Origin of the sequence: Aeromonas sp. R4-2, from assembly GCF_040908295.1 — a bacterium.
GTDB lineage: Bacteria > Pseudomonadota > Gammaproteobacteria > Enterobacterales > Aeromonadaceae > Aeromonas > Aeromonas veronii.
Window position 1 is genome coordinate 20,358 of sequence record NZ_JBFODL010000003.1, and the last position, 20,409, is coordinate 40,766.

The following is a 20,409-nucleotide window of genomic DNA, read 5'->3' on the forward strand; positions in this document are numbered from 1 at the left end:
TCCCTGGTTACGACCGAAATAATATGTTCCATCGTCAGGTTCTCTCCGTCTTGCTCAGCCACATCTCGTCCATGGCACCAAACTTGATCTGCATCGGATAGACGTGCTCATCCGGGTCGACCGAGATATCCATGAACACCAACCGATCCTTCATGGCGAAGGCCTTCTCCATGGCGCTCTCCAGCTCCGCCGGATCACTCACCGCGATGCCGACATGGCCATAGGCTTCCGCCAGTTTGACGAAGTCCGGCAGGGACTCCATGTAAGAGTGGCTGTGACGACCACCGTAGAACATCTTCTGCCACTGCTTGACCATGCCCAGCGCACGGTTGTTGATGGAGATGATCTTGATGGGCACCCCGTACTGCATGCAGGTAGAGAGCTCCTGAATGTTCATCTGCACCGAGCCGTCGCCGGTGACGCAGCAGACCACCGCATCCGGGTTGGCAAACTGGGCCCCCATGGCGGCCGGAATACCAAAGCCCATGGTGCCGAGGCCCCCTGAGTTGATCCACTGGCGCGGTTTGGCAAACGGGTAGTAGAGGGCAGCAAACATCTGGTGCTGGCCCACGTCGGAGGCGACGAATGCCTGACCCTGAGTCACCTTGTAGAGGGTCTCGATCACCTGTTGTGGCTTGATCTGGGTAGCCGACTTTTCGTAGGCCAGACAGTGACGGGAGCGCCACTGGTTGATCTGGCTCCACCAGTCCGCCAGCGCCTCCTTGTCGTTATCGAAGCCACACTCGCGGATCACTTCCAGCATCTGCTCCAGCACGGTTTCCACCGAGCCGACGATGGGCACATGGGCCTGCACCGTTTTGGAGATGGAGGTCGGGTCGATATCGATATGAACCACGGTCGCATTGGGGCAGAACTTGGCCACGTTGTTGGTGACGCGGTCATCGAAGCGGGCACCAACGGCGAAGATGAGATCCGCGTTGTGCATGGTCTTGTTGGCTTCGAAGGTGCCGTGCATCCCCAGCATGCCGATAAATTGCGGATGGACACCGGAGAAGGCCCCCAGCCCCATCAGGGTGGTGGTCACCGGCAGATTCAGCAGCTCCGCCAGCTTGGTCACCAGATGGTCCGCATTGGCGTTGATGGCGCCGCCGCCCACGTACATCACCGGGCGCTGGGCATCCACCAGCAGCTTGGCTGCCCGCTTGATCTGCCCTTTATGGCCAGACTTGGTCGGGTTGTAGGAGCGCAGGGAGACCGTCTCGGGATACTGGTAGGGGAATTTCTCTTTCGGGTTCTGCACATCTTTGGGCAGATCCACCACCACCGGCCCCGGGCGGCCGCTGGCGGCAATGTAGTAGGCCTTCTTGATGGCCTCGGGAATATCGCTCGCCTTCTTGCACAGGAAGCTGTGCTTCACCACCGGGCGGGAGATACCGATCATGTCGGTCTCCTGGAACGCATCCTCACCGATCATGCTGGTCGGCACCTGGCCGGAGAGGATCACCAGCGGAATGGAATCCATATAGGCGGTGGCAATACCGGTAATGCAGTTGGTCGCTCCCGGACCTGACGTTACCAGCACAGTCCCCACCTTGCCGGTGGAACGGGCGTAACCGTCAGCCATGTGAACCGCGGCTTGCTCGTGCCGCACCAAGACATGCTCCATCTTGCCGTTTTCGAAGAGAGCGTCATAGATGTCGAGCACCGAGCCACCAGGGTAGCCAAAAACGTGCTCCACTCCCTGATCCTCCAGCGCTCTAACCACCATCTGGGCGCCTGATAACATCTCCATGATAAAGCCCTCCAGGCTTTGCTCCGTTTAGCGAATCCCGCCGACGATGCCGTGCTTCCCGGCACGGCCCGATCCGTTTCTTGTTGTTATCTGAAGGCAGATCGGCCCAATTCAGCCCCGTCGGCAGCAGAAAAAAAGGATTTTTCCATCATTGACCCGAAAATCGGGTGAAAAACCAACTTAACCCGCCAATCAACGCTTGTCCACGGCTTTGTCGGCGGGTGCCAGTCAGACATTTCAGACAGTGCCCGGCCATAAGAGCGGCGGTGACAGAAATGGGAAGATGTCACGCTAATAGACAGAGAATTGTGCTGGCAGGTGAAAAAACGGCAATAAAAAAGCCCGCCGACAGTGGCGGGCTTTGTGGCAGCAGAGCGATCTAGTGGTCATCTTCCGGCTCGGCCAACCAGATCTGCTGATCCGGATCGGTCTCTTCACTGACCGAGATGCTGACACCCATATCGAGCAACTCGTGCAGGGTGAGATTGTCAGCCAGGTTCATGACTTCGCCGTTTTCATTGGTAAAGCGCATTTGCTCCATCCTCTCCTTGGTGGGATCGCCTTTCAGTCTAGTCAACAACGCTCACTTGCGATAACCAGCAACTGGATAAACAGTCGCCCCCATCCAGCTCGCTCAGGCGATCACTCACCTCCTCCGGAAACAGGGTGCGCGCCCAGAGCCGACGTGACAGAGAGGCCACGCTCTCGTCAGCGCCCGCCGCCAGCCAGCGGGCCAGCTCCCCCGCTACATCGGGGTAACAGACTGCCCCTGGCGAGGCGCTGTCGAGCCAGCTGCGCACCAGATTGGCATCGAGCACATCCATCAGGGTCGCCAGTCCCATCATCTCGAGGGTCTTGCCGTTGGTCAGCTGCTCGAACTGGCCGCCGAGGGGCTTGACCAGCAGCTTCTTGCCGAGGGTGAGCGCCTCGGAAGCCAGCTCGAAACCCGCGTTGGAGATGACGCCGCGACAACCGGCCAGCACGGCGATAAACCCGTGCCGCGATGGCGGTTCGAAACGCAGGTTGCGCCACTGGCTGGGGGTGCGAATGGCGGGGTGAAAGCAGACGAAGCGCTGCTGGCCAAAGCGCGACAACAGGGCAGCGATCGCCTCGGTTTGCTCGAACGGCAGATAGACCAGGATCTCGCCGTTATCCGGTACGGCGGTGATGGGGTCGATCACCGGCGGCAGCAAAGGGTGACCGAAGTGAAACCAGTGCAGCCCGAGCGGCTGATCCACCGGGGCAAAGTGGCGCATCAGCTGGCGGCTGACCCCATCCTCCCCCCAGCGCGGGATGGGCCAGTTGAAACTGGCCTGATGGCTGACGGTGAGGCTCGGCTTGCCATAGCGGCGGGCGGCGTGGGCGGTCAACGGCTCAAAATCGCTCACCACCAGATCGTATTCGCTGCAATCGAGAGACCGCAGATCCCGCCAGAAGGTGAGCGGCGAGGCGGCTTGCAGGGTGCGCCACGGAGAAACTCGCCCCTCGTGACTGACAAAAGTGAGGCCGGGAAAGGCGCGGTAGGCGCCAAACTCCTCCATGTCGAAGTAGCGGTCAGCGGGGCGACCGCTGAAGAGATAATCGACCTCGACCCCTGCCGTGCGTAGCGCCCGCGCCAGGGTGCGACTGCGACTGATATGACCGTTGCCAGTGCCTTGCACCCCGAACAGTATCCTCATGAGTGACTCCAGCCGAGCGCCAGCACGGCGCAACCGCCACCCAGCAGGGCACCGGCTACCAAATCACTCAGGTAGTGTACCCCGAGCAGCAGCCGGGATGCCCCCACCAGCGCCGCCCAACCAAACAGCAGGGGCGCCCAGAGCGGAAAGCCGGTGGCCAGTATGGTAGCCATCAGAAAAGCGGCAGCGGTGTGACCGGAGGGGAGGCTGTAACGATCGGAAGGAGTGATAAAGACCGGCAAGCCGACCGGCCGTTGCCGTTTCAGGCTGTTTTTCAGCAGCAGATAGAGGGGCAATTCGATGGCGAAGGCGAGCAGCGCCAGTCGCACCAGCTCCCGCTCTGCCTCCCCCTGCCACCAGAGCAGGGCGGCCAGCACGGCGTAAAGCGGGCCATCGCCGGTGCGGGAAATGAGACGACTCACCCTCGCCTGCTGCCGGTTGTAGCCGTGAAGCAGGCAGACCCGGCACACCTGCAGGTCCCATTGCTGGATCTTGTTCATATCCCCTCCTTCCCTGAATTCTGCTTGCAGAGTAAGAAAGCGGGATGACGTTACGTTGAACAAGGGATAACAGATTTATGAAAAAAGGGCCGAATGGCCCTTTTTAATCTCGATGTTGCGGCAAAATCAGTGGCTGCCGCGCAGACCGGTCTCCATCAGACGGCAGTTGTGGTCCGCCAGACGGGCCATGAAGTGCTCATCCACTTTCAGGCCAAACACCTGCTCGTAGAGATCTTTCATCACGAACGGCTGCCACATCATGCTGAGGAAGGAGATCTTCAGCATGTCGGGATCCAGGTTGTCACCCAGCTCGCCGTTGGACTTCATGGTTTCCAGCAGGGCATCGAACTGCGGCAGCTGACGTTCCAGCAGGCGGTTCAGCACAAAATCCCGGCCCGGGCTCTTCTCGGTCGACAATGCGCTGGAGATGGCAGAGGTCAGCTCGCTGTTGGGCGCCATCACCTGATAGTAGGTGTTGAGCAGCTCGTTGAGGCTGTGATTGCTGTGTTCATCTTGCCAGGCATGGTCAAGCGGCTCGGCGACATCGCCCAGTACCGCTTTGTAAAGACCCTCTTTACTGCCGAAGTAGTAGTGGATCATTGCCAGATTGGAGCCAGCAAGCTCCGCGATTTCGCGTGTAGTCACCTTGCTATAGGGAGTATTGAGAAAACGCTCACGGGCGGCAGCAAGCAACTTGTCACGAATGTCAGAACGTCCGACCGGACGACCAGGTCTACGTTTTTCCATTTAACACCTCAGATAATTCAGCCAATGCTGATAAGTCGATCTGGTTGTGCAGAGAATAGAGCACAGCAGGAATGACCAGATAATCGGTCATGGGCCGAATATGGGACAAGGAAATTTGCAATCCTTTACAATCCGATTAAATACGCCAGCAGATTGCCCCTGACCTTCCGTGTTGACACAGCATAAAAATCTCGATATTGGTAAAAGCGTTATCGACTGGAAGGAATAACAACGTCATGCGTATCGCCACCCCGCTACTACTAATCTCCCTAATCGCGTTAACTCGCGCGGGATCCTTGTAGCCGGGCTAAGGCATAGCCGGAATTTACAAAAACCCGTGCACCCTGCACGGGTTTTTTTATGCCGCCGCAGGATGCACGTTACCGAACTTAGGAAGAGGGAAGTCACATGTCAGATCGGGTCATCATATTCGACACCACCTTGCGTGATGGTGAGCAGGCCCTGGCGGCCAGTTTGACAGTCAAGGAGAAGCTGCAGATCGCCCAAGCACTGGAGCGGCTCGGTGTCGACGTCATGGAGGTGGGCTTCCCGGTCTCTTCTCCCGGCGATTTTCACTCGGTGCAGACCATCGCCCGCCACATCAAGTACAGCCGGGTCTGCGCCCTCGCCCGCGCCCTGCCAAAAGATATCGACGCCGCCGGCGAAGCCTTGCGGGTCGCCGAGGCGTTTCGCATCCACACCTTTATATCCACCTCCTCCATCCATGTGGAGAGCAAGCTGAAAAAGAGCTTCGAGGATGTGCTGGAGATGGGGGTCGGCGCCATCAAGCACGCCCTGCGCTACACCGATGATGTGGAGTTCTCCTGCGAGGATGCGGGCCGCACGCCGATCGATAATCTCTGCCGCATGGTGGAGGCCGCCATCAAGGCGGGGGCCCGTACCATCAATATCCCCGATACCGTGGGCTACACGGTGCCGACCGAGTTCTCCGGCATCATCCACACCCTGTTCAACCGGGTCCCCAACATCGACAAGGCCATCATCTCGGTCCACTGCCACGACGATCTGGGGCTCTCGGTGGCCAACTCCATCGGCGCGGTGCAGATGGGGGCCCGCCAGATCGAGTGCACCATCAACGGCATCGGCGAGCGGGCGGGCAACTGCTCGCTGGAAGAGGTGGCGATGATCCTCAAAACCCGCGCCGACCTGCTCGGGGTGCAAACCAATATCCGCCACAACGAAATTCATCGCACCAGCACACTGGTCAGCCAGCTCTGCAACATGCCGGTGCAGCCCAACAAGGCGATCGTCGGGGCCAACGCTTTCTCCCACAGCTCCGGCATCCATCAGGATGGGGTGCTCAAGGCGAAAAATACCTACGAAATCATCACTCCCGAGAGCATCGGCCTGACCCAGAACAACCTCAACATGACCTCCCGCTCCGGCCGCCACGTTATCAAGCACCGGATGGAGTCCATGGGCTACGCCGAGAGCAGCTACGACCTCGACCACCTCTACGGCAAGTTCCTGACCCTGGCCGACAAGAAGGGGCAGGTATTCGACTACGACCTCGAAGCGCTGGCCTTCTTCAGCCAGATCCACGAAGAGCCGGAGCACTTCAAGCTGGAGTACCTCGGGGTCCAGAGCGGCAGCTCGGTGCTGGCCACCGCCTCGGTCAAATTGAAGGTAGGACAGGATCTGATCTGTGAAGCGGCCACCGGCAATGGCCCAGTGGATGCGGTCTACCAGTGCATCAACCGAATCACCGGCTATGAGATCCGCATCGACAAATATGCCCTCAAGAGCAAGGGCGAAGGGGAAGATGCCCTCGGTCAGGTCGATATCGTCGCCGAGTACAAGGGGCGCAAATTCCACGGCATGGGGCTGGCCACCGACATCATCGAATCCTCGGCCCATGCCCTGCTCCATGTGATCAACAGCATCTGGCGCGCCGATCAGGTGGCCGAGCAGATGGAACGCAATAACAGCATCAAATCAGAAACCGTCTGAACAGAGCTCGGAACCAAACAGACGGAATGGAATGACAGCATCACATCGGAAACCGTCTGAGCAGGACTCGCAGCCACACAGACGGCATGGAATGACAACATCAGGACGGGGAACGTCTGAACCGGCAACCGCGCGCAGCGTCGGGGAAACCGGACAGAGGGATCTCAAAGACAATATCAGGATGGAGAGTGTATGAGCAGTTATCGGATCGCAGTATTGCCGGGTGACGGCATTGGCCCGGAAGTGATGGCCGAGGCCGTCAAGGTGCTGGAGAAGGTGCAGGCCAGGTTCGGCCTCGCCTTCGAGTATGATCGCCATGACGTGGGCGGCATCGCCATCGACAACCACGGCACCCCGCTGCCGCAAAGCACCATCGCGGGTTGTGAAGCGGCCGATGCCGTGCTGTTCGGCTCGGTGGGCGGCCCGAAATGGGAACATCTGCCCCCCAACGATCAGCCTGAACGTGGCGCCCTGCTGCCCCTGCGCGCCCACTTCAAGCTGTTCTGCAACCTGCGTCCGGCCCGCATCTACACTGGTCTGGAGCAGTTCTCCCCGCTGCGCGCCGATATCTCCGATCGCGGTTTTGACATCGCCTGCGTGCGCGAGCTGACCGGTGGCATCTACTTCGGCCAGCCCAAGGGGCGTGAGGGAGAAGGGGCGAACGAGAAGGCATTCGACACCGAGGTGTACCATCGCTTCGAAATTGAGCGCATCGCCAAGATTGCCTTTGAGTCGGCTCGTGTGCGCCGTGGCAAGGTCACCTCCATCGACAAGGCCAATGTGCTCGCCTCTTCCATTCTGTGGCGCGAGGTGGTGACGCAAGTCGCCAAGTCCTATCCGGACGTAACCCTCAACCATATGTATATCGACAACGCCACCATGCAGCTCATCAAGGATCCGTCCCAGTTCGATGTGCTGCTCTGCTCCAACCTGTTCGGTGACATCCTCTCCGACGAGTGCGCCATGATCACCGGTTCCATGGGACTGCTCCCCTCCGCCAGCCTCAACGAATCGGGTTTCGGCCTGTTCGAACCGGCCGGTGGTTCGGCCCCGGATATCGCCGGCAAAGGGATTGCCAACCCCATCGCCCAGATCCTCTCCGCCGCCCTGATGCTGCGCTACAGCCTGGGCCAGGAAGACGCAGCTCAAGCCATCGAGCAGGCCGTGGCCCAGACCCTGGCCGAGGGTTACTTCACCGCCGACCTGCATCAGGCCAGCGCCCGCCACCCGGTGCAGAGCACGTCCGAGATGGGTAGCCAGATCGCCGCCCGGATCTGAGCCGCATAACAGAGAACAAGGAAGAGAGAAGCAATGGCCAAGACCCTCTATCAGAAAGTATTCGACGCCCACGTGGTACGGGAAGTGGAGGGGGAGACCCCCCTCATCTACATCGACCGCCATCTGGTGCATGAAGTGACCAGCCCGCAGGCATTCGACGGCCTGCGTGCCATGAACCGCCAGCTGCGCCGCCCGGACCTGACCTGGGCCACCATGGATCACAACGTCTCCACCACTACCAAGGACATCGCCGCCTCCGGCGAGATGGCTCGCATCCAGATGGAGACGCTGGCCGACAACTGCAAGGAGTTCGGGGTTCGCCTCTACGATCTCAACCACAAATATCAGGGGATCGTCCATGTGATGGGCCCCGAGCTCGGCATTACCCTGCCCGGCACCACCATCGTCTGCGGCGACTCCCACACCGCCACCCACGGCGCCTTCGGCTCGCTGGCGTTCGGCATCGGCACTTCCGAAGTGGAACATGTGATGGCGACCCAAACCCTGAAACAGGGCCGCGCCAAGACCATGCGCATTTCGGTCAACGGCAAGCTGGCCGAGGGCATCAGCGCCAAGGACGTGGTACTGGCCATTATCGGCAAGGTCGGCCACGCCGGTGGTACCGGCTACGTGGTGGAGTTCGCTGGCGATGCCATTGCGAGCCTCTCCATGGAAGGGCGGATGACGGTCTGCAACATGGCCATCGAGCTCGGCGCCAAGGCGGGCATGATTGCCCCCGACCAGACCACCATCGACTACATCCGTGGCAAGGAGTTTGCTCCCAAGGGCGAGGTTCTGGAGCAGGCCATCGCCTACTGGCAGAGCCTCAAGAGCGACGATGGTGCCCACTTCGATGCCGAAGTGGTGCTGGACGCCGCCGATATCGCCCCGCAAGTCACCTGGGGCACCAATCCGGGTCAGGTGATTGCCGTCAACGAGCCTATTCCGGCGCCAGAATCCTTCAGCGATCTGATGGAACAGCAATCCGCCCGCAAGGCGCTCGCCTACATGGACTTGCAACCGGGTCAGAAGCTCTCCGACGTTGCCATCGACAAAGTATTTATCGGGTCGTGCACCAACAGCCGCATCGAGGATCTGCGCGCCGCCGCCGCCATCGCTCGCGGTCGCAAGGTAGCCGCTGGCGTGCAGGCGCTGGTGGTGCCTGGCTCCGAGCAGGTGAAGGCACAGGCCGAAGCCGAGGGGCTGGACAAGATCTTCATCGAGGCCGGTTTTGAGTGGCGCCTGCCCGGCTGCTCCATGTGTCTGGCGATGAACAACGACCGGCTGCAACCGGGGGAGCGCTGCGCCTCCACCAGCAACCGCAACTTCGAAGGGCGTCAGGGCCGCGCCGGCCGCACCCATCTGGTGAGCCCGGCCATGGCCGCCGCTGCCGCCGTCACCGGCCGCTTCGCCGACATTCGCGCACTGTAAGAGGACATTTAGATGACAGGATTCAAACAGCATAAAGGGATCGTCGTCCCCCTCGACAGCGCCAACGTCGACACCGACGCCATTATTCCGAAGCAGTTTTTACAGAAGGTAAACCGCATCGGTTTTGGCAAGCACCTGTTCCACGACTGGCGCTTCCTCGACGATGCCGGCCAGCAGCCCAACCCCGAGTTTGTACTGAACCAGCCACAATTCGCCGGTGCCAGCATTCTGCTGGCCCGCGAGAACTTCGGCTGCGGGTCTAGTCGCGAGCACGCCCCCTGGGCGCTGGCCGACTACGGCTTCAAGACCATCATAGCCCCGAGCTTTGCCGACATTTTCTACGGCAACGCCATCAACAATGGCATGGTGCCGGTGCGCCTGAAGGAGGAGGAGGTCGATGCCCTGTTCCAGCTGGTGACCGCCAAACCGGGCATCGAGATCGAGGTGGATCTGGAAGCCAATCAGGTACGTGCAGGTAGCCTCTGCTTCGGTTTCGAGATCGATGAATTCCGCCGTTACTGTCTGCTCAACGGCTTGGATGCCATCGGTCTGACCCTGCAGCACGAGGCCGCCATCAGCGCCTTTGAGGCGAAGCAGCCGAGCTGGATTTAACGCGCCAGTTGCAAAAAAACGAGTAGAATCAACAGGGAGCTTCGGCTCCCTGTTTTACTGTCCGCGACGCTTCCCACTTTGGGCCACCGGAACTGGCCCGTGCCACAGGAAAGGATGATGAAGAGACCGACGGCAATTCCTCTGCTCTGTGCCCTGCTGCTTGCCCTGCCTGCGGGGGCCAGCCAAACCAGCTTCAACAACAGCCTCGGCCAGATCAGCGTCGGCTGGCAAAATAGCGAAGGCAAACCCCAACAGCTCACCTACCGGCTCGAACAGGGCAAGTTGCCGCCCCTCATCGCCTATCGCCCGGCGAGAATGCAGGAGGAGGTGTTGCAGGTGTTGCTGCGGGAGGTGCGCCAGAACTACCCCGAGGTGCAGTTCACCCTCGCTCGCCCCTCGCTGGAGCTGCATCTGAAAAGCCGCAATCAGGACAAGGCGCGCGAGGCGATGGCCTTTCTGCAGTCCAAGCGGAGCAAAGAGGAGCAGGCGTGGCTGACCAAACACTACTTCCAGTACTTCAACACCCCCGACGGGCAGCTGGCGGTGAAGCAGGATCATGTGCGCATCGCGCTGGAGAGTCGCAGCGGGCTGGCTCCGCTGGCGGATCAACTAAAGCAGCAGGGCAGCACCGAAACGGAAGCGCGCCAGAAAACCGTGGCCCATATGCTCACCTTTATCCAGAGCATCCCCTATCAGCAGCTCGACAGCCTGAACGGCAGGCAGGGCAAGGGATTTCTATCTCCCCGTCAGGTGCTGGAGCAGAACCGGGGTGATTGCGACAGCAAGGTAACCCTGATGGCCGCCATGCTGGCCCAGCTCTTTCCGGAGCTGAAACAGGCCATGGTGTTTGTCCCCGGCCATGCCCTGCTGGCCGTTGACCTGCCCGCCAAGCCGGGGGATGTGACCCTCAACTGGCAGGGGCAGAACTACTTGTTGCTCGAACCTACCGGTCCAGCCACCTTGCCTGCGGGCCAAATAGCATCGACCAGCAAAACGCTGGTCGATAGCAAGCAGTTGAGTGTGCAGCCGGTTCAGGAGAAAGGTTAATCCCCTCCCTCTGCCGATGGGGAGAGAGGATTAACCCTGAGGCAGAAACTCTACCGCCAGCAGCAACCCGCTCTCCTCCTCCAGCACCCGGATAATACGGGCATGGGCTTCAAAGGGGGGCAACAGGTTGTTGTTGGTGGCAAGACTGATCCGGATGGGCTGATTGATGTCGAGCTGGTGTTCAGAGACCGCAATCCCCATGCCGTTGGCACTGAGATCCCGGCAGATCCCCTCCAGCACCAGCTGCTGCTGATAGACGGTGACCGGAGCATTGATGACCATGCGCGCAAAGGCACGCCTTTCCTTGGTATTGGTAAGCACGCGAGCATCCTCTGTTGGGTGGGCGTCATCTCATGGGTATTGCACAATTGTGCTGGTCTACCCAAAAGAACGTTAATACAATGCGGTTCGTTTCTCAAACGGGGTGCGGTTTACCGCTGAGATTATACCCGTGTACCTGATCCAGATAATGCTGGCGGAGGAATTTGAGGCATGGCGCTCATTTTTTGCGCCCTCACCCGCTGGCACCTCGTTATTAACAAGTAATAGGGAGTGCCACCCATGAAGACCCTGCTGCTGGTCACCACCGGCCTGCTGTCGGCCAATGTGTTCGCCGCCGACACCCTCACCGTCTACACCTACAGCTCTTTCACTGCCGAATGGGGTCCGGGGCCCAAGATCAAACAGGCCTTTGAGAAAGAGTGCGACTGCACCCTCAATCTGGTTCCCCTCGAAGATGGGGTCGCCATCCTCAACCGGCTGCGGCTGGAGGGCAACCACAGCAAGGCCGATCTGGTGCTGGGGCTCGACGATGCCCTCATCAGCGAAGCCAAGCAGAGCGGCCTGTTCGCCCCCCATCCCGCCAAGCTGGATGGCATCAAGGTGCCGGGTGGCTGGCAGGATGACACCTTCGTCCCCTACGACTACGGCTACTTCGCCTTCGTTTATGACAAGGACAAACTCAAGCAGCCGCCCAAGAGCCTGAAAGATCTGGTGGAGCGTCCCGACCTCAAGGTGATCTATCAGGATCCCCGCACCTCCACCCCGGGACAGGGGCTGATGCTGTGGATGAAGTCTGTCTACGGTGACAAGGCTCCTGAAGCCTGGGCCACGCTTGCCAAGAAGACAGTCACCGTCACCAAGGGGTGGTCAGAGGCCTATGGCATGTTCCTCGATGGCGAAGCGGACATGGTGCTCTCCTACACTACCTCCCCCGCTTACCACCTTATTGCCGAGAACAAGCCCCAGTATCAGGCTGCCGCCTTTGAGGAGGGTCACTACCGTCAGGTGGAAGTGGCCGCCAAGCTGAAGAGCGCCAAACAGGGGAAGCTGGCTGACCAGTTCCTGCAATTTATGGTGAGCCCCGCCTTCCAGAACGAGATCCCGACCGGCAACTGGATGTATCCGGTGATCGACACGCCGCTGCCCAAGGGCTTCGAGCAGATGATCACCGTAGCCAAGCCGCTCGCCTTCAGCAGCGATGAGGTGGCCGCCAATCGCAAAGGGTGGATCCGCGAGTGGCTGCAAGCCGTCACCCAGTGAGCCGTTATCTGAAACCACAGGCTCGTCCCCTCTGGTGGCTGCCGGGCAGTGCAGCCACCCTGTTGATCCTGCTGTTATCCCTCGGGCCGCTCGCGGCCCTGCTGTTGCAGGCCGGTTCGCTGGCCCCCCGCACCCTGCTCGCAGACCCTTATCTGCGTCATGTGCTGGGCTTCAGTCTGGGGCAGGCGTTGCTCTCCACCCTGCTCAGTCTCGGGCTGGCCATTCCGGTGGCCCGCGCGCTGGCGCGGCGGCGCTTCGTTGGCCGCACCCTGCTGATTAAACTATTTGGTCTCTCGCTGGTGCTGCCGGTCATCATCGCCATCTTCGGTATCGTGGCTGTCCACGGCAAACAGGGATGGCTGCCGCAGCTGCTGCGCACCTTGGGGCTGGATCCCGGCAATTATCTCTACGGCCTGTTCGGTATCCTGCTGGCCCATGTCTTCTTCAATATGCCGCTGGCGGCACGCCTGATGCTGCAGAGCATAGAGAGCATCCCCGAATCGAGCTGGCGCCTCGCCAGCCAGCTCGGCATGCGCTCATCCCATATCTTCCGGCTGCTGGAGTGGCCGCTGATTCGCGGTATATTGCCGGGGCTGGCCAGCCTCATTTTTATGCTCTGCTTCACCAGCTTCACTACCGTGCTGGCGCTGGGCGGCGGCCCCAAGTCCACCACCCTGGAGGTGGCCGTCTATCAGGCGCTGCGCTTTGACTTCGATCTCGCCACCGCGGGCGGATTGGCGCTGGTGCAGCTCATCCTGACCGCCGCCCTGCTCGCCCTGCAGCACAAGCTGCAGAGCCCCCCGGCCAGCAGGGTGACTCCCCGTCGCCCCTGCCTGCGACCGGATCGCCATCAGCCGGGCACGGCCATGGTGGACCTGCTCTCGCTCGGTATCGGGCTCGCCATCTTTCTGCCGCCACTGCTGGCCATTGTGGTGGCTGGCCTTCACCCCGGCCTGCTGACGGCGCTCACTTCCGCCAAACTGTGGCAGGCGAGCGGCCAGTCGCTGCTGATTGCACTGGCGGCAGGCACCCTGGCAACCCTGCTCGGCAGCGGCCTGTTGCTCACCAGCCGTCACCTCAAGGTGCGCACCCGCCAGCGGCGCGCTGCGGCCCTGTGGGAGGCCAGCGGTTCGATGATCCTGATGATCCCGGCGGTGGTGCTCTCCACCGGACTCTTTATCCTGTTTATGCCCTTTGCCGATGTATTTGCACTCGGCCCATGGCTGGTGGTGCTGGTCAACGCCCTGATGGCGCTGCCCTATGTGATGCGCACCCTCTCTGCCCCCATGCAGTTGGTGGTACGCCAGTACGATCGGCTGGCGGACAGTCTGGGGGTACGCGGCCTGCATCGCCTGCGACTGGTGGAGTGGCCGCTGCTGCGCCGCCCGCTGGCACTGGCGATGGCGCTGTCGATGATCCTCTCGCTGGGGGATCTTGGCGCCATTGCCATGTTTGGCAGTCAGGAGCTCACCACTCTGCCCTGGCTGCTCTACCAGCAGCTCGGCAGCTACCGATTGACCGAGGCAGCAGCCACCGCTCTGCTGTTGCTTACGCTCTGTTTCTCCCTGTTCTGGCTGGTGGAGCGGGGGCTTGGAGGAAAACATGCTGAACATTGATACGCTGGTGACCAGCTACCCCGACTGGCGCGTCAGCTTCAACGCGAAGCTGCCCAAGGGGGAGATCACCGCACTGATCGGCCCAAGCGGCGCAGGCAAGTCGACCCTGCTCGGAATGATCGCCGGTTTCGTGCCGGTGGAGTCAGGCAGCCTCAGCTTCGATGGTGAAGATCTGCTGCCGCTGGGGCCAGCCGAGCGGCCAGTCACCACCCTGTTTCAGGATCACAACCTGTTCCTCCACCTGTCGGTGTTCGACAACATCGCCATCGGCTTGCACCCGGGCCTGCGCCTGAGTGCAGCCCAGCGGGTACAGGTGATCGATGCAGCCGCGCGGGTTGGTCTTGGCGAGATGCTAAGCCGCCTGCCTGAACAGCTCTCTGGCGGCCAGCAGCAGCGGGTCGGGCTGGCTCGCGCGTTGGTGCGCGGCAAACCGCTGCTGCTGCTGGATGAACCCTTCTCTGCCCTCGATCCGGCCCTGCGTCGGGAGATGCTGGCCGAAGTGGCCCGCCTCGCCTGCGAGCAGGGCATTACCGTGTTGATGGTTTCCCACAATCCGGAGGATGCCCAGCTTATCGCCGATCAGGTGCTGTTTGTCGACGAGGGGCGCATCGCCCTGCAAGGCAAGCCGGATATTCTACAAAATAGCGACCACCCGGGGCTGCTGCGCTACCTTGGACAGTGACCCAAGGACACTGAACTGGTGACGGGATCAAAAAAGGGAAGCCAAGTGGCTTCCCTTTTTCATATGAAGATAGTCAACTAAATCAGAGATTCTCCTCGGCGAACGAAGCCAGTCGGCTGCGCACCACGCCATTGAGGAAGATGTTGGCACTGCCGTCAAAATCCTTGAAACGCTCAACAATGTAGGTCAGACCCGAGGTCACCGGACTCAGGTAGTTGGAGTCGATCTGGGCCAGGTTACCGGAGCAGACGATCTTGGTGCCTTCGCCGCAACGGGTGATGATGGTCTTGATCTGGGAAGCGGTCAGGTTCTGGCACTCATCCAGCAGCACGAAGGTGTTCTGGATGCTGCGCCCGCGCATGAAGTTGACCGATTTGAACTGGATGTTGGCCTTCTCCATGATGTAGCTGAGCGAGCCGCTCATGTTCTCGTCCTGCTTGTGCAGCACCTCCAGGGTGTCGGTCACCGCCGCCAGCCAGGGCATCATCTTCTCCTCTTCGGTGCCGGGCAGGAAGCCGATGCTTTCGGCAATTTCCGGGGTATTCCGGGTGACGATCACCTTCTCGTAAATGCCCTTCTCAATCACCAACTCCAGCGCAGCAGCCATGGCCAGCAAGGTCTTGCCGCAACCCGCCGGGCCGGTCAGGATAACCAGATCGATGTGCGGATCGAGCAGTGCATCCAGCGCCATCCCCTGATAGACGTTCTTGGGATGGACACCCCACGCCTTGCGGGACATCAGCCGCTCGCGGCCCAGATCCTTGATGCGGATCTTGTTGCCATCGTGGCTGAGCACCCGGGCGGCGAAGAAATTCTCTTCATCCACCAGATACTGGTTTACGTGAACCCCTTCCAGCAGATTGGCATCGATCACATGGATGGTGTCGCGGCCGTGGGTCTCGCTCTCGCACTCGCCAACCCGCTCCCAAAAGCTGCCGGGCACCACCTGAAAGCCTTTGGCTAGCAGGCGGATATCATCGATCAGCTGGTCACTACGGTAATCTTCAACGTGAGCAAGCCCGGCCCCCTTGGCCTTGAGGCGCATGTTGATGTCTTTGGTGACCAGCACCACCTGACGCTTCAACTCATGCTTTTGCAGATAGAGGGCCGCGTTGATGATGCGGTTGTCGGCCTCCTTGTCGGTAAACACCTCGGCATCCTGCGGCAGATGGTGATCGCTGAAGATGCAGATATTGCCGCTCGCTTCGCCAGCCAGCGGAACGCCTTGGGTGATCTGATCTGGGGTTGCATCGCGGAACACATCCTCCAGCGCACGGATGGCGACCCTCGCGTCGCGGCTGACATCCTTGTTGCGATCCTTGATGTTATCGAGCTCTTCCAGCACCGTCATGGGGATGAGCACATCGTGCTCTTTGAAGGAGTAGATAGCGAGGGGTTCGTGAAGCAGAACGTTGGTATCCAGGATAAACAGCTTTCGGTCCGTATTGTCCATAAGCATCCTCCTTGGCACTGAAGGGCCACGTGTGTGAATCTCAGATGTCATTGAAACCACACGGCCGTGACAGTTTTATTACCCTCAACGCTACGCCCGATTTTACTATCGCGCAACAAATCACTTGGCCGCCTGATGTGATTGCGCATAAAAACAGCAATAAAAAGACCGGCACTGTGGCCGGTCTTTTCTCTATCGTTCAACTACTTGGGCCTGTCTGTCAGCCGCACTTGGAGTCGCCGCAGTTGAGGCAGGTCATGCAGCCATCCTTCAGCACCAGCGCCTTGGTGTGGCACTTGTAGCAGAGCGCGGCATTGGCCGGAAAACCACTGCTCGCCTGCTGCTCTTCAGCCTCCTGAGCGGCTTTCAACTCGGCCTGCTTCTCGGCCAGAAATGCCTGCTGATGCTCGTCCAAACCCGGCGCCTTGAGCATGCCTATCTCGGTGAGATGGCTCTCGATCACGTTCCCAATCTCGGCGATCAGCGACGGCACATACTTGCCCTTGTTCCAGTAACCTCCCTTGGGATCGAATACGGAACGCAGCTCCTCCACCAGGAAGGTGACATCCCCACCCTTGCGGAATACCGCCGAGATGATGCGGGTTAGCGCCACGATCCACTGATAGTGCTCCAGGCTCTTGGAGTTGATGAAAATCTCGAACGGACGGCGAGTTTCGTGAACCGTGCCCTCGTTGAGAATGATGTCGTTGATGGTGATGAACAGTGAGTGCTCGGAGACATGCTCCGGCGTCTTCAACTTGTAGGTGGTTCCCATCAGCCGCTCCGGGCGCAGCACGGTTTCGTGCATATGCACTACGTCATCCTGCACAGAGAGATCTTCTTGCGGCTCATCCTTGGTACGCACCTTGTAGGCGACGATTTTCTTGTCGATCTTCTTGACCATAATGTCGTTCTCAGAATTTACCGTAATAGCCTTCTTTCAAGGCGTCGTAGAGGTTGGCGGCCGTATGCAGCTCGCCATCGTATTCGATCTCTTCGTTCCCCTTGACGGAGATGACGGAGCCATCCTCCAGGGTGAAATCGTACAGGGTGTTCTCCAGATCCTTCTCCTTCACCAGCACGCCCTGGAAGGCCTCCGGATTGAAGCGGAAGGTGGTGCACCCCTTGAGGCCGGAGTCCGAGGCATACATGTAGATGTCCTTGAACTGCTCGAACGGGAAATCGGTTGGCACGTTGGCAGTCTTGGAGATGGAGGAGTCGATCCAGCGCTGGGCCGCAGCCTGAATGTCCACATGCTGCGCCGGGGTGATGTCATCAGCAGTAATGAAGTAGTCCGGCAGACGGCTCGCCTCATCATCGGCATAGGGCATGGCGGACGGATTCACCAGCTCACGATAGGCCAGCAGCTCGAAGGAGTAGACATCCACGCTCTCCTTGCTCTTCTTGCCCGGCTTGATAACGTTGCGGCTGTAGTGGTGGGCAAAGCTCGGCTCGATGCCGTTGCTGGCGTTGTTGGCCAGAGACAGCGAGATAGTGCCGGTGGGTGCAATACTGCTGTGGTGGGTGAAACGCCCACCCACTTCGGCCAGCTCGGCGACCAGCGCAGGATCCACTTCGGCAACCTGCTGCATATAGCGGCTGTAGCGTGCGTGCAGCACCTTGCCCTTCACCTTGTCGCCCACCTTGATGCCATCAGCCGCCATCTCGGGGCGCAGACGCAGCATCTTGCCGGTCACTTCAAACTCTTGATCCATGATGGGGGCAGGGCCCTTCTCCTTGGCCAGACGCAGGGACTCCTGCCAGCCGGTCATCGCCAGCTCCTGGGATACCTGCTCGGTAAAGGCTACGGATGCCGCAGAGCCGTACTTGATCTGCAGCATGGTGAGGGTCGAACCAAGACCCAGGAAACCCATGCCATGCCGGCGCTTGGCTGTGATCTCCTCGCGCTGTTTGGCCAGTGGCAGTTGGTTGATCTCCACCACGTTGTCGAGCATGCGAGTAAAGATGGCCACCACCTTGCGAAACGCCTGCCAATCGAATGCCGCGTTTTCAGTAAAAGGGTCGCGCACAAACTTGGTCAGATTGACCGAGCCCAGCAGACAGGCACCGTAGGGCGGCAACGGCTGCTCACCACAGGGGTTAGTCGCGCGGATCTCTTCACAGAACCAGTTGTTGTTCATCTGGTTGACCTTGTCGATCAGGATGAAGCCGGGCTCTGCATAGTCATAGGTGGAGGTCATGATGACATTCCACAGCTTGCGGGCGGGCATGGTCTTGTAGACCTTGCAGGCGACCTGCCCCAACTCGTTGAATACAACCCCTTCCTTGTTGGGCCAGTCGGCCCATAGCACCTGAGCAGGATCGTCCAGCGCAATGCCATCCTGCTCCACCTCTTTGGCAGTGTAGGGGAAGATCAGCGACCAGGGGGCATCCTCTTTCACCGCCTTGACGAAATCTTCGGTGATGAGCAGGGAGAGGTTGAACTGACGCAGGCGGCCATCTTCACGCTTGGCCTGAATAAACTCGATCACATCGGGATGGCGGATATCCATAGTGCCCATCTGGGCGCCACGACGGCCACCGGCTGACGAGACGGTGAAACACATCTTGTCATAGATATCCATGAACGAGAGCGGACCTGAGGTGTAAGCACCGGCACCGGAGACAAAAGCACCGCGCGGGCGCAGAGTCGAGAAGTCATAGCCGATACCACAACCGGCTTTCAGGGTCAGGCCAGCCTCGTGCACCTTGCCGAGGATATCGTCCATCGAATCTTCGATGGTGCCGGAAACAGTGCAGTTGATGGTTGAAGTCGCGGGCTTGTGCTCAAAAGCCCCGGCGTTGGAGGTGATGCGGCCCGCCGGAATGGCCCCATTGCGCAGCGCCCACAGGAACGGCTCATACCAGGCCTCAGGTTCCAGCTCCTGCTCTGCCAACGCACGGGCTACCCGCTGGTAGGTCTCATCGATAGAGCTGTCGATGGGAGTGCCATCCTTGCTCTTGAGGCGATACTTGCTATCCCAGATCTCGAGGGACGTTTCCTGCATGTGGATAAGGCGGGAGCCAAGCTCACTCTCCAGCACCGGGTTCGATTTAGCCATTTTCAATCAACCTTATGTGAATGCATCAACATCATGACAACAGCAAAAAACACAACAAACAGTGCCATCTAAAATTAATAACACAACATATAGTGCACCTGACGCCATGAAGGCGCCGATTCTAAACTAAAAAAATGCCCCGGCCAGCAGATTTCTGGGCCGAGGCACTTAACTGATTAATTTGCTGAGAGATTTAACACTCAGAGATAGATCAGGGCTTCTTGACGTAAACAGTCGGCGTTTCACCTGCCATATTCAGATAGAACTCGTAGACGCCATCGGCATCCGGTGAGAACTTCATGTCCTCATACTTGGAGCAGGGGTTGACCGGCACAGCCTCACCACCCAACACGGCAACACCATCACTCGGGCTCTTGTAGCCAAAGTTGGTACCGCAGCTCCAGCCTGAATCTGCAAACTTGAACTTGTAGGGGGCCCACTCTTTCTTGAGGGTGCCTTTGGCCATATAGAGCTTGTCGGCCACCTTGACTACCTTGCTTTCATCAGTCGCCATCCAGTCGTTCATCTCCCCGCGCAGGTAGATGGACTTGCCACCGAAATCGCTGTTGTCTGCCCCAGCCTGCTCTGCACCACCATTGGATGCGCAACCGCCTAATACCAGGGTTCCCGCCGCCAGCATCATCGTTACTGTTCTTTTGAACATGGGTCTATTCCTTAAATTATTGTGATTCCTTGGTCCATCCATGTGGACTGAAGAATTAAACCAGAGCGGGCATCACAAGAAAGGTAGAGGCATCACATTCTGTGTTTTTTATATCCAACACATTGAACTAGTGAGCAAATATCGAACAGGAAAAGAGGTCTTTTTGGGGCTTTAGAAGGGTAATCAATGAATGACAAGAAGGGGAAAGTCTAATAATCCGACGACGTGCTGAATTTCAGCCAATAAAAAACCCCGCTCGATGAGCGGGGTTTCTTGTATTGGGTGCCTGGCAGTGTCCTACTCTCGCATGGCGAATGCCACACTACCATCGGCGCTACCGCGTTTCACTTCTGAGTTCGGCATGGGATCAGG

Annotated in this window: 18 protein-coding genes, 1 rRNA gene and 1 riboswitch; of the genes, 8 read left to right on the top strand and 11 right to left on the bottom strand. The window is 59.5% G+C overall.

Features of this window, described 5'->3' with window-relative positions; genetic code table 11:
* Window positions 1-34: 34 nt before the first annotated feature.
* From AB5Y99_RS00105 to AB5Y99_RS00125, 5 genes are all read right to left on the bottom strand, one after another.
* Window positions 35-1,753, bottom strand: a complete 1,719-nt coding sequence (locus AB5Y99_RS00105; RefSeq protein ID WP_043823044.1) for an acetolactate synthase 3 large subunit — start codon at window positions 1,751-1,753, stop codon at window positions 35-37.
* A gap of 379 nt (window positions 1,754-2,132) precedes the next feature.
* Window positions 2,133-2,285: a hypothetical protein gene (locus AB5Y99_RS00110; RefSeq protein WP_104015791.1), complete on the bottom strand. Its 153-nt coding sequence runs from the start codon at window positions 2,283-2,285 to the stop codon at window positions 2,133-2,135.
* Window positions 2,286-2,322: 37 nt separating this feature from the next.
* Entirely contained in the window at window positions 2,323-3,432 is a 1,110-nt protein-coding gene (locus tag AB5Y99_RS00115) for an MJ1255/VC2487 family glycosyltransferase (protein ID WP_368208294.1), read from the bottom strand.
* Complete coding sequence (locus AB5Y99_RS00120; protein ID WP_005339149.1) at window positions 3,429-3,932, bottom strand: phosphatase PAP2 family protein; 504 nt, start codon at window positions 3,930-3,932, stop codon at window positions 3,429-3,431. Before AB5Y99_RS00120 ends, AB5Y99_RS00115 begins: the two co-directional genes overlap by 4 nt.
* Before the next feature lie 126 nt (window positions 3,933-4,058).
* Window positions 4,059-4,679 carry a TetR/AcrR family transcriptional regulator gene (locus tag AB5Y99_RS00125; RefSeq protein WP_005349170.1) on the bottom strand — a complete coding sequence of 207 codons (621 nt, stop codon included), beginning with the start codon at window positions 4,677-4,679 and terminating at the stop codon, window positions 4,059-4,061.
* 408 nt (window positions 4,680-5,087) lie between these two features.
* Here AB5Y99_RS00125 and leuA point away from each other — a divergent pair, with 408 nt between their 5' ends.
* The 5 genes from leuA to AB5Y99_RS00150 all read left to right on the top strand — a co-directional run bounded on the left by leuA (window position 5,088) and on the right by AB5Y99_RS00150 (window position 11,018).
* Window positions 5,088-6,650 carry a 2-isopropylmalate synthase gene (gene leuA / locus AB5Y99_RS00130; RefSeq protein ID WP_368208296.1) on the top strand — a complete coding sequence of 521 codons (1,563 nt, stop codon included), beginning with the start codon at window positions 5,088-5,090 and terminating at the stop codon, window positions 6,648-6,650.
* A 192-nt stretch (window positions 6,651-6,842) separates the two neighbouring features.
* Entirely contained in the window at window positions 6,843-7,928 is a 1,086-nt protein-coding gene (leuB, locus tag AB5Y99_RS00135; protein ID WP_236321140.1) for a 3-isopropylmalate dehydrogenase, read from the top strand.
* Between the two features lie 33 nt (window positions 7,929-7,961).
* Window positions 7,962-9,359 carry a 3-isopropylmalate dehydratase large subunit gene (gene leuC, locus AB5Y99_RS00140; protein ID WP_368208298.1) on the top strand — a complete coding sequence of 466 codons (1,398 nt, stop codon included), beginning with the start codon at window positions 7,962-7,964 and terminating at the stop codon, window positions 9,357-9,359.
* A 12-nt stretch (window positions 9,360-9,371) separates the two neighbouring features.
* Complete coding sequence (leuD, locus tag AB5Y99_RS00145; protein WP_368208300.1) at window positions 9,372-9,971, top strand: 3-isopropylmalate dehydratase small subunit; 600 nt, start codon at window positions 9,372-9,374, stop codon at window positions 9,969-9,971.
* A gap of 117 nt (window positions 9,972-10,088) precedes the next feature.
* Window positions 10,089-11,018: a transglutaminase domain-containing protein gene (locus AB5Y99_RS00150; RefSeq protein WP_368208306.1), complete on the top strand. Its 930-nt coding sequence runs from the start codon at window positions 10,089-10,091 to the stop codon at window positions 11,016-11,018.
* 30 nt (window positions 11,019-11,048) lie between these two features.
* Here the strand turns inward: AB5Y99_RS00150 and AB5Y99_RS00155 are convergent, their stop codons facing one another.
* Complete coding sequence (locus AB5Y99_RS00155) at window positions 11,049-11,339, bottom strand: PilZ domain-containing protein (RefSeq protein ID WP_005339160.1); 291 nt, start codon at window positions 11,337-11,339, stop codon at window positions 11,049-11,051.
* Between the two features lie 89 nt (window positions 11,340-11,428).
* Window positions 11,429-11,519, top strand: a riboswitch (TPP riboswitch).
* Between the two features lie 60 nt (window positions 11,520-11,579).
* Between AB5Y99_RS00155 and thiB the strand changes: the two genes are divergently transcribed.
* From thiB to thiQ, 3 genes are read left to right on the top strand one after another with little or no spacing between them, the layout of a single operon-like run.
* Complete coding sequence (gene thiB, locus AB5Y99_RS00160) at window positions 11,580-12,560, top strand: thiamine ABC transporter substrate binding subunit (protein WP_368208302.1); 981 nt, start codon at window positions 11,580-11,582, stop codon at window positions 12,558-12,560.
* Window positions 12,557-14,176: a thiamine/thiamine pyrophosphate ABC transporter permease gene (gene thiP / locus AB5Y99_RS00165; protein WP_368208308.1), complete on the top strand. Its 1,620-nt coding sequence runs from the start codon at window positions 12,557-12,559 to the stop codon at window positions 14,174-14,176. Before thiB ends, thiP begins: the two co-directional genes overlap by 4 nt.
* Window positions 14,163-14,858, top strand: a complete 696-nt coding sequence (thiQ, locus tag AB5Y99_RS00170) for a thiamine ABC transporter ATP-binding protein (protein WP_368208303.1) — start codon at window positions 14,163-14,165, stop codon at window positions 14,856-14,858. Before thiP ends, thiQ begins: the two co-directional genes overlap by 14 nt.
* Before the next feature lie 82 nt (window positions 14,859-14,940).
* Here thiQ and AB5Y99_RS00175 read toward each other — a convergent pair whose 3' ends face one another.
* The 5 genes from AB5Y99_RS00175 to rrf all read right to left on the bottom strand — a co-directional run.
* Window positions 14,941-16,311, bottom strand: a complete 1,371-nt coding sequence (locus AB5Y99_RS00175; protein ID WP_005358170.1) for a PhoH family protein — start codon at window positions 16,309-16,311, stop codon at window positions 14,941-14,943.
* 220 nt (window positions 16,312-16,531) lie between these two features.
* Window positions 16,532-17,215, bottom strand: coding sequence for a hypothetical protein (locus AB5Y99_RS00180; protein WP_064337293.1), 684 nt, complete (start codon window positions 17,213-17,215; stop codon window positions 16,532-16,534).
* Between the two features lie 10 nt (window positions 17,216-17,225).
* Window positions 17,226-19,373 carry an adenosylcobalamin-dependent ribonucleoside-diphosphate reductase gene (locus tag AB5Y99_RS00185; protein ID WP_368208304.1) on the bottom strand — a complete coding sequence of 716 codons (2,148 nt, stop codon included), beginning with the start codon at window positions 19,371-19,373 and terminating at the stop codon, window positions 17,226-17,228.
* Between the two features lie 211 nt (window positions 19,374-19,584).
* Window positions 19,585-20,037, bottom strand: coding sequence for a pullulanase (locus tag AB5Y99_RS00190; protein WP_005349109.1), 453 nt, complete (start codon window positions 20,035-20,037; stop codon window positions 19,585-19,587).
* 284 nt (window positions 20,038-20,321) lie between these two features.
* Window positions 20,322-20,409 (bottom strand): 5S ribosomal RNA (gene rrf / locus AB5Y99_RS00195); the annotation flags it as partial.

What these genes read in the sequence shown, in the direction of transcription:
- thiB (WP_368208302.1), top strand. Translation starts at nt 11,580, where the DNA reads ATGAAGACCCTGCTGCTGGTCACCACCGGCCTGCTGTCGGCCAATGTG.
- AB5Y99_RS00175 (WP_005358170.1), bottom strand. Translation starts at nt 16,311, where the DNA reads ATGGACAATACGGACCGAAAGCTGTTTATCCTGGATACCAACGTTCTG.
- AB5Y99_RS00115 (WP_368208294.1), bottom strand. Translation starts at nt 3,432, where the DNA reads ATGAGGATACTGTTCGGGGTGCAAGGCACTGGCAACGGTCATATCAGT.
- AB5Y99_RS00150 (WP_368208306.1), top strand. Translation starts at nt 10,089, where the DNA reads ATGAAGAGACCGACGGCAATTCCTCTGCTCTGTGCCCTGCTGCTTGCC.
- AB5Y99_RS00125 (WP_005349170.1), bottom strand. Translation starts at nt 4,679, where the DNA reads ATGGAAAAACGTAGACCTGGTCGTCCGGTCGGACGTTCTGACATTCGT.
- leuB (WP_236321140.1), top strand. Translation starts at nt 6,843, where the DNA reads ATGAGCAGTTATCGGATCGCAGTATTGCCGGGTGACGGCATTGGCCCG.
- AB5Y99_RS00120 (WP_005339149.1), bottom strand. Translation starts at nt 3,932, where the DNA reads ATGAACAAGATCCAGCAATGGGACCTGCAGGTGTGCCGGGTCTGCCTG.
- AB5Y99_RS00110 (WP_104015791.1), bottom strand. Translation starts at nt 2,285, where the DNA reads ATGCGCTTTACCAATGAAAACGGCGAAGTCATGAACCTGGCTGACAAT.
- AB5Y99_RS00105 (WP_043823044.1), bottom strand. Translation starts at nt 1,753, where the DNA reads ATGGAGATGTTATCAGGCGCCCAGATGGTGGTTAGAGCGCTGGAGGAT.
- leuA (WP_368208296.1), top strand. Translation starts at nt 5,088, where the DNA reads ATGTCAGATCGGGTCATCATATTCGACACCACCTTGCGTGATGGTGAG.
- leuD (WP_368208300.1), top strand. Translation starts at nt 9,372, where the DNA reads ATGACAGGATTCAAACAGCATAAAGGGATCGTCGTCCCCCTCGACAGC.
- AB5Y99_RS00185 (WP_368208304.1), bottom strand. Translation starts at nt 19,373, where the DNA reads ATGGCTAAATCGAACCCGGTGCTGGAGAGTGAGCTTGGCTCCCGCCTT.
- leuC (WP_368208298.1), top strand. Translation starts at nt 7,962, where the DNA reads ATGGCCAAGACCCTCTATCAGAAAGTATTCGACGCCCACGTGGTACGG.
- AB5Y99_RS00180 (WP_064337293.1), bottom strand. Translation starts at nt 17,215, where the DNA reads ATGGTCAAGAAGATCGACAAGAAAATCGTCGCCTACAAGGTGCGTACC.
- AB5Y99_RS00190 (WP_005349109.1), bottom strand. Translation starts at nt 20,037, where the DNA reads ATGTTCAAAAGAACAGTAACGATGATGCTGGCGGCGGGAACCCTGGTA.
- thiQ (WP_368208303.1), top strand. Translation starts at nt 14,163, where the DNA reads ATGCTGAACATTGATACGCTGGTGACCAGCTACCCCGACTGGCGCGTC.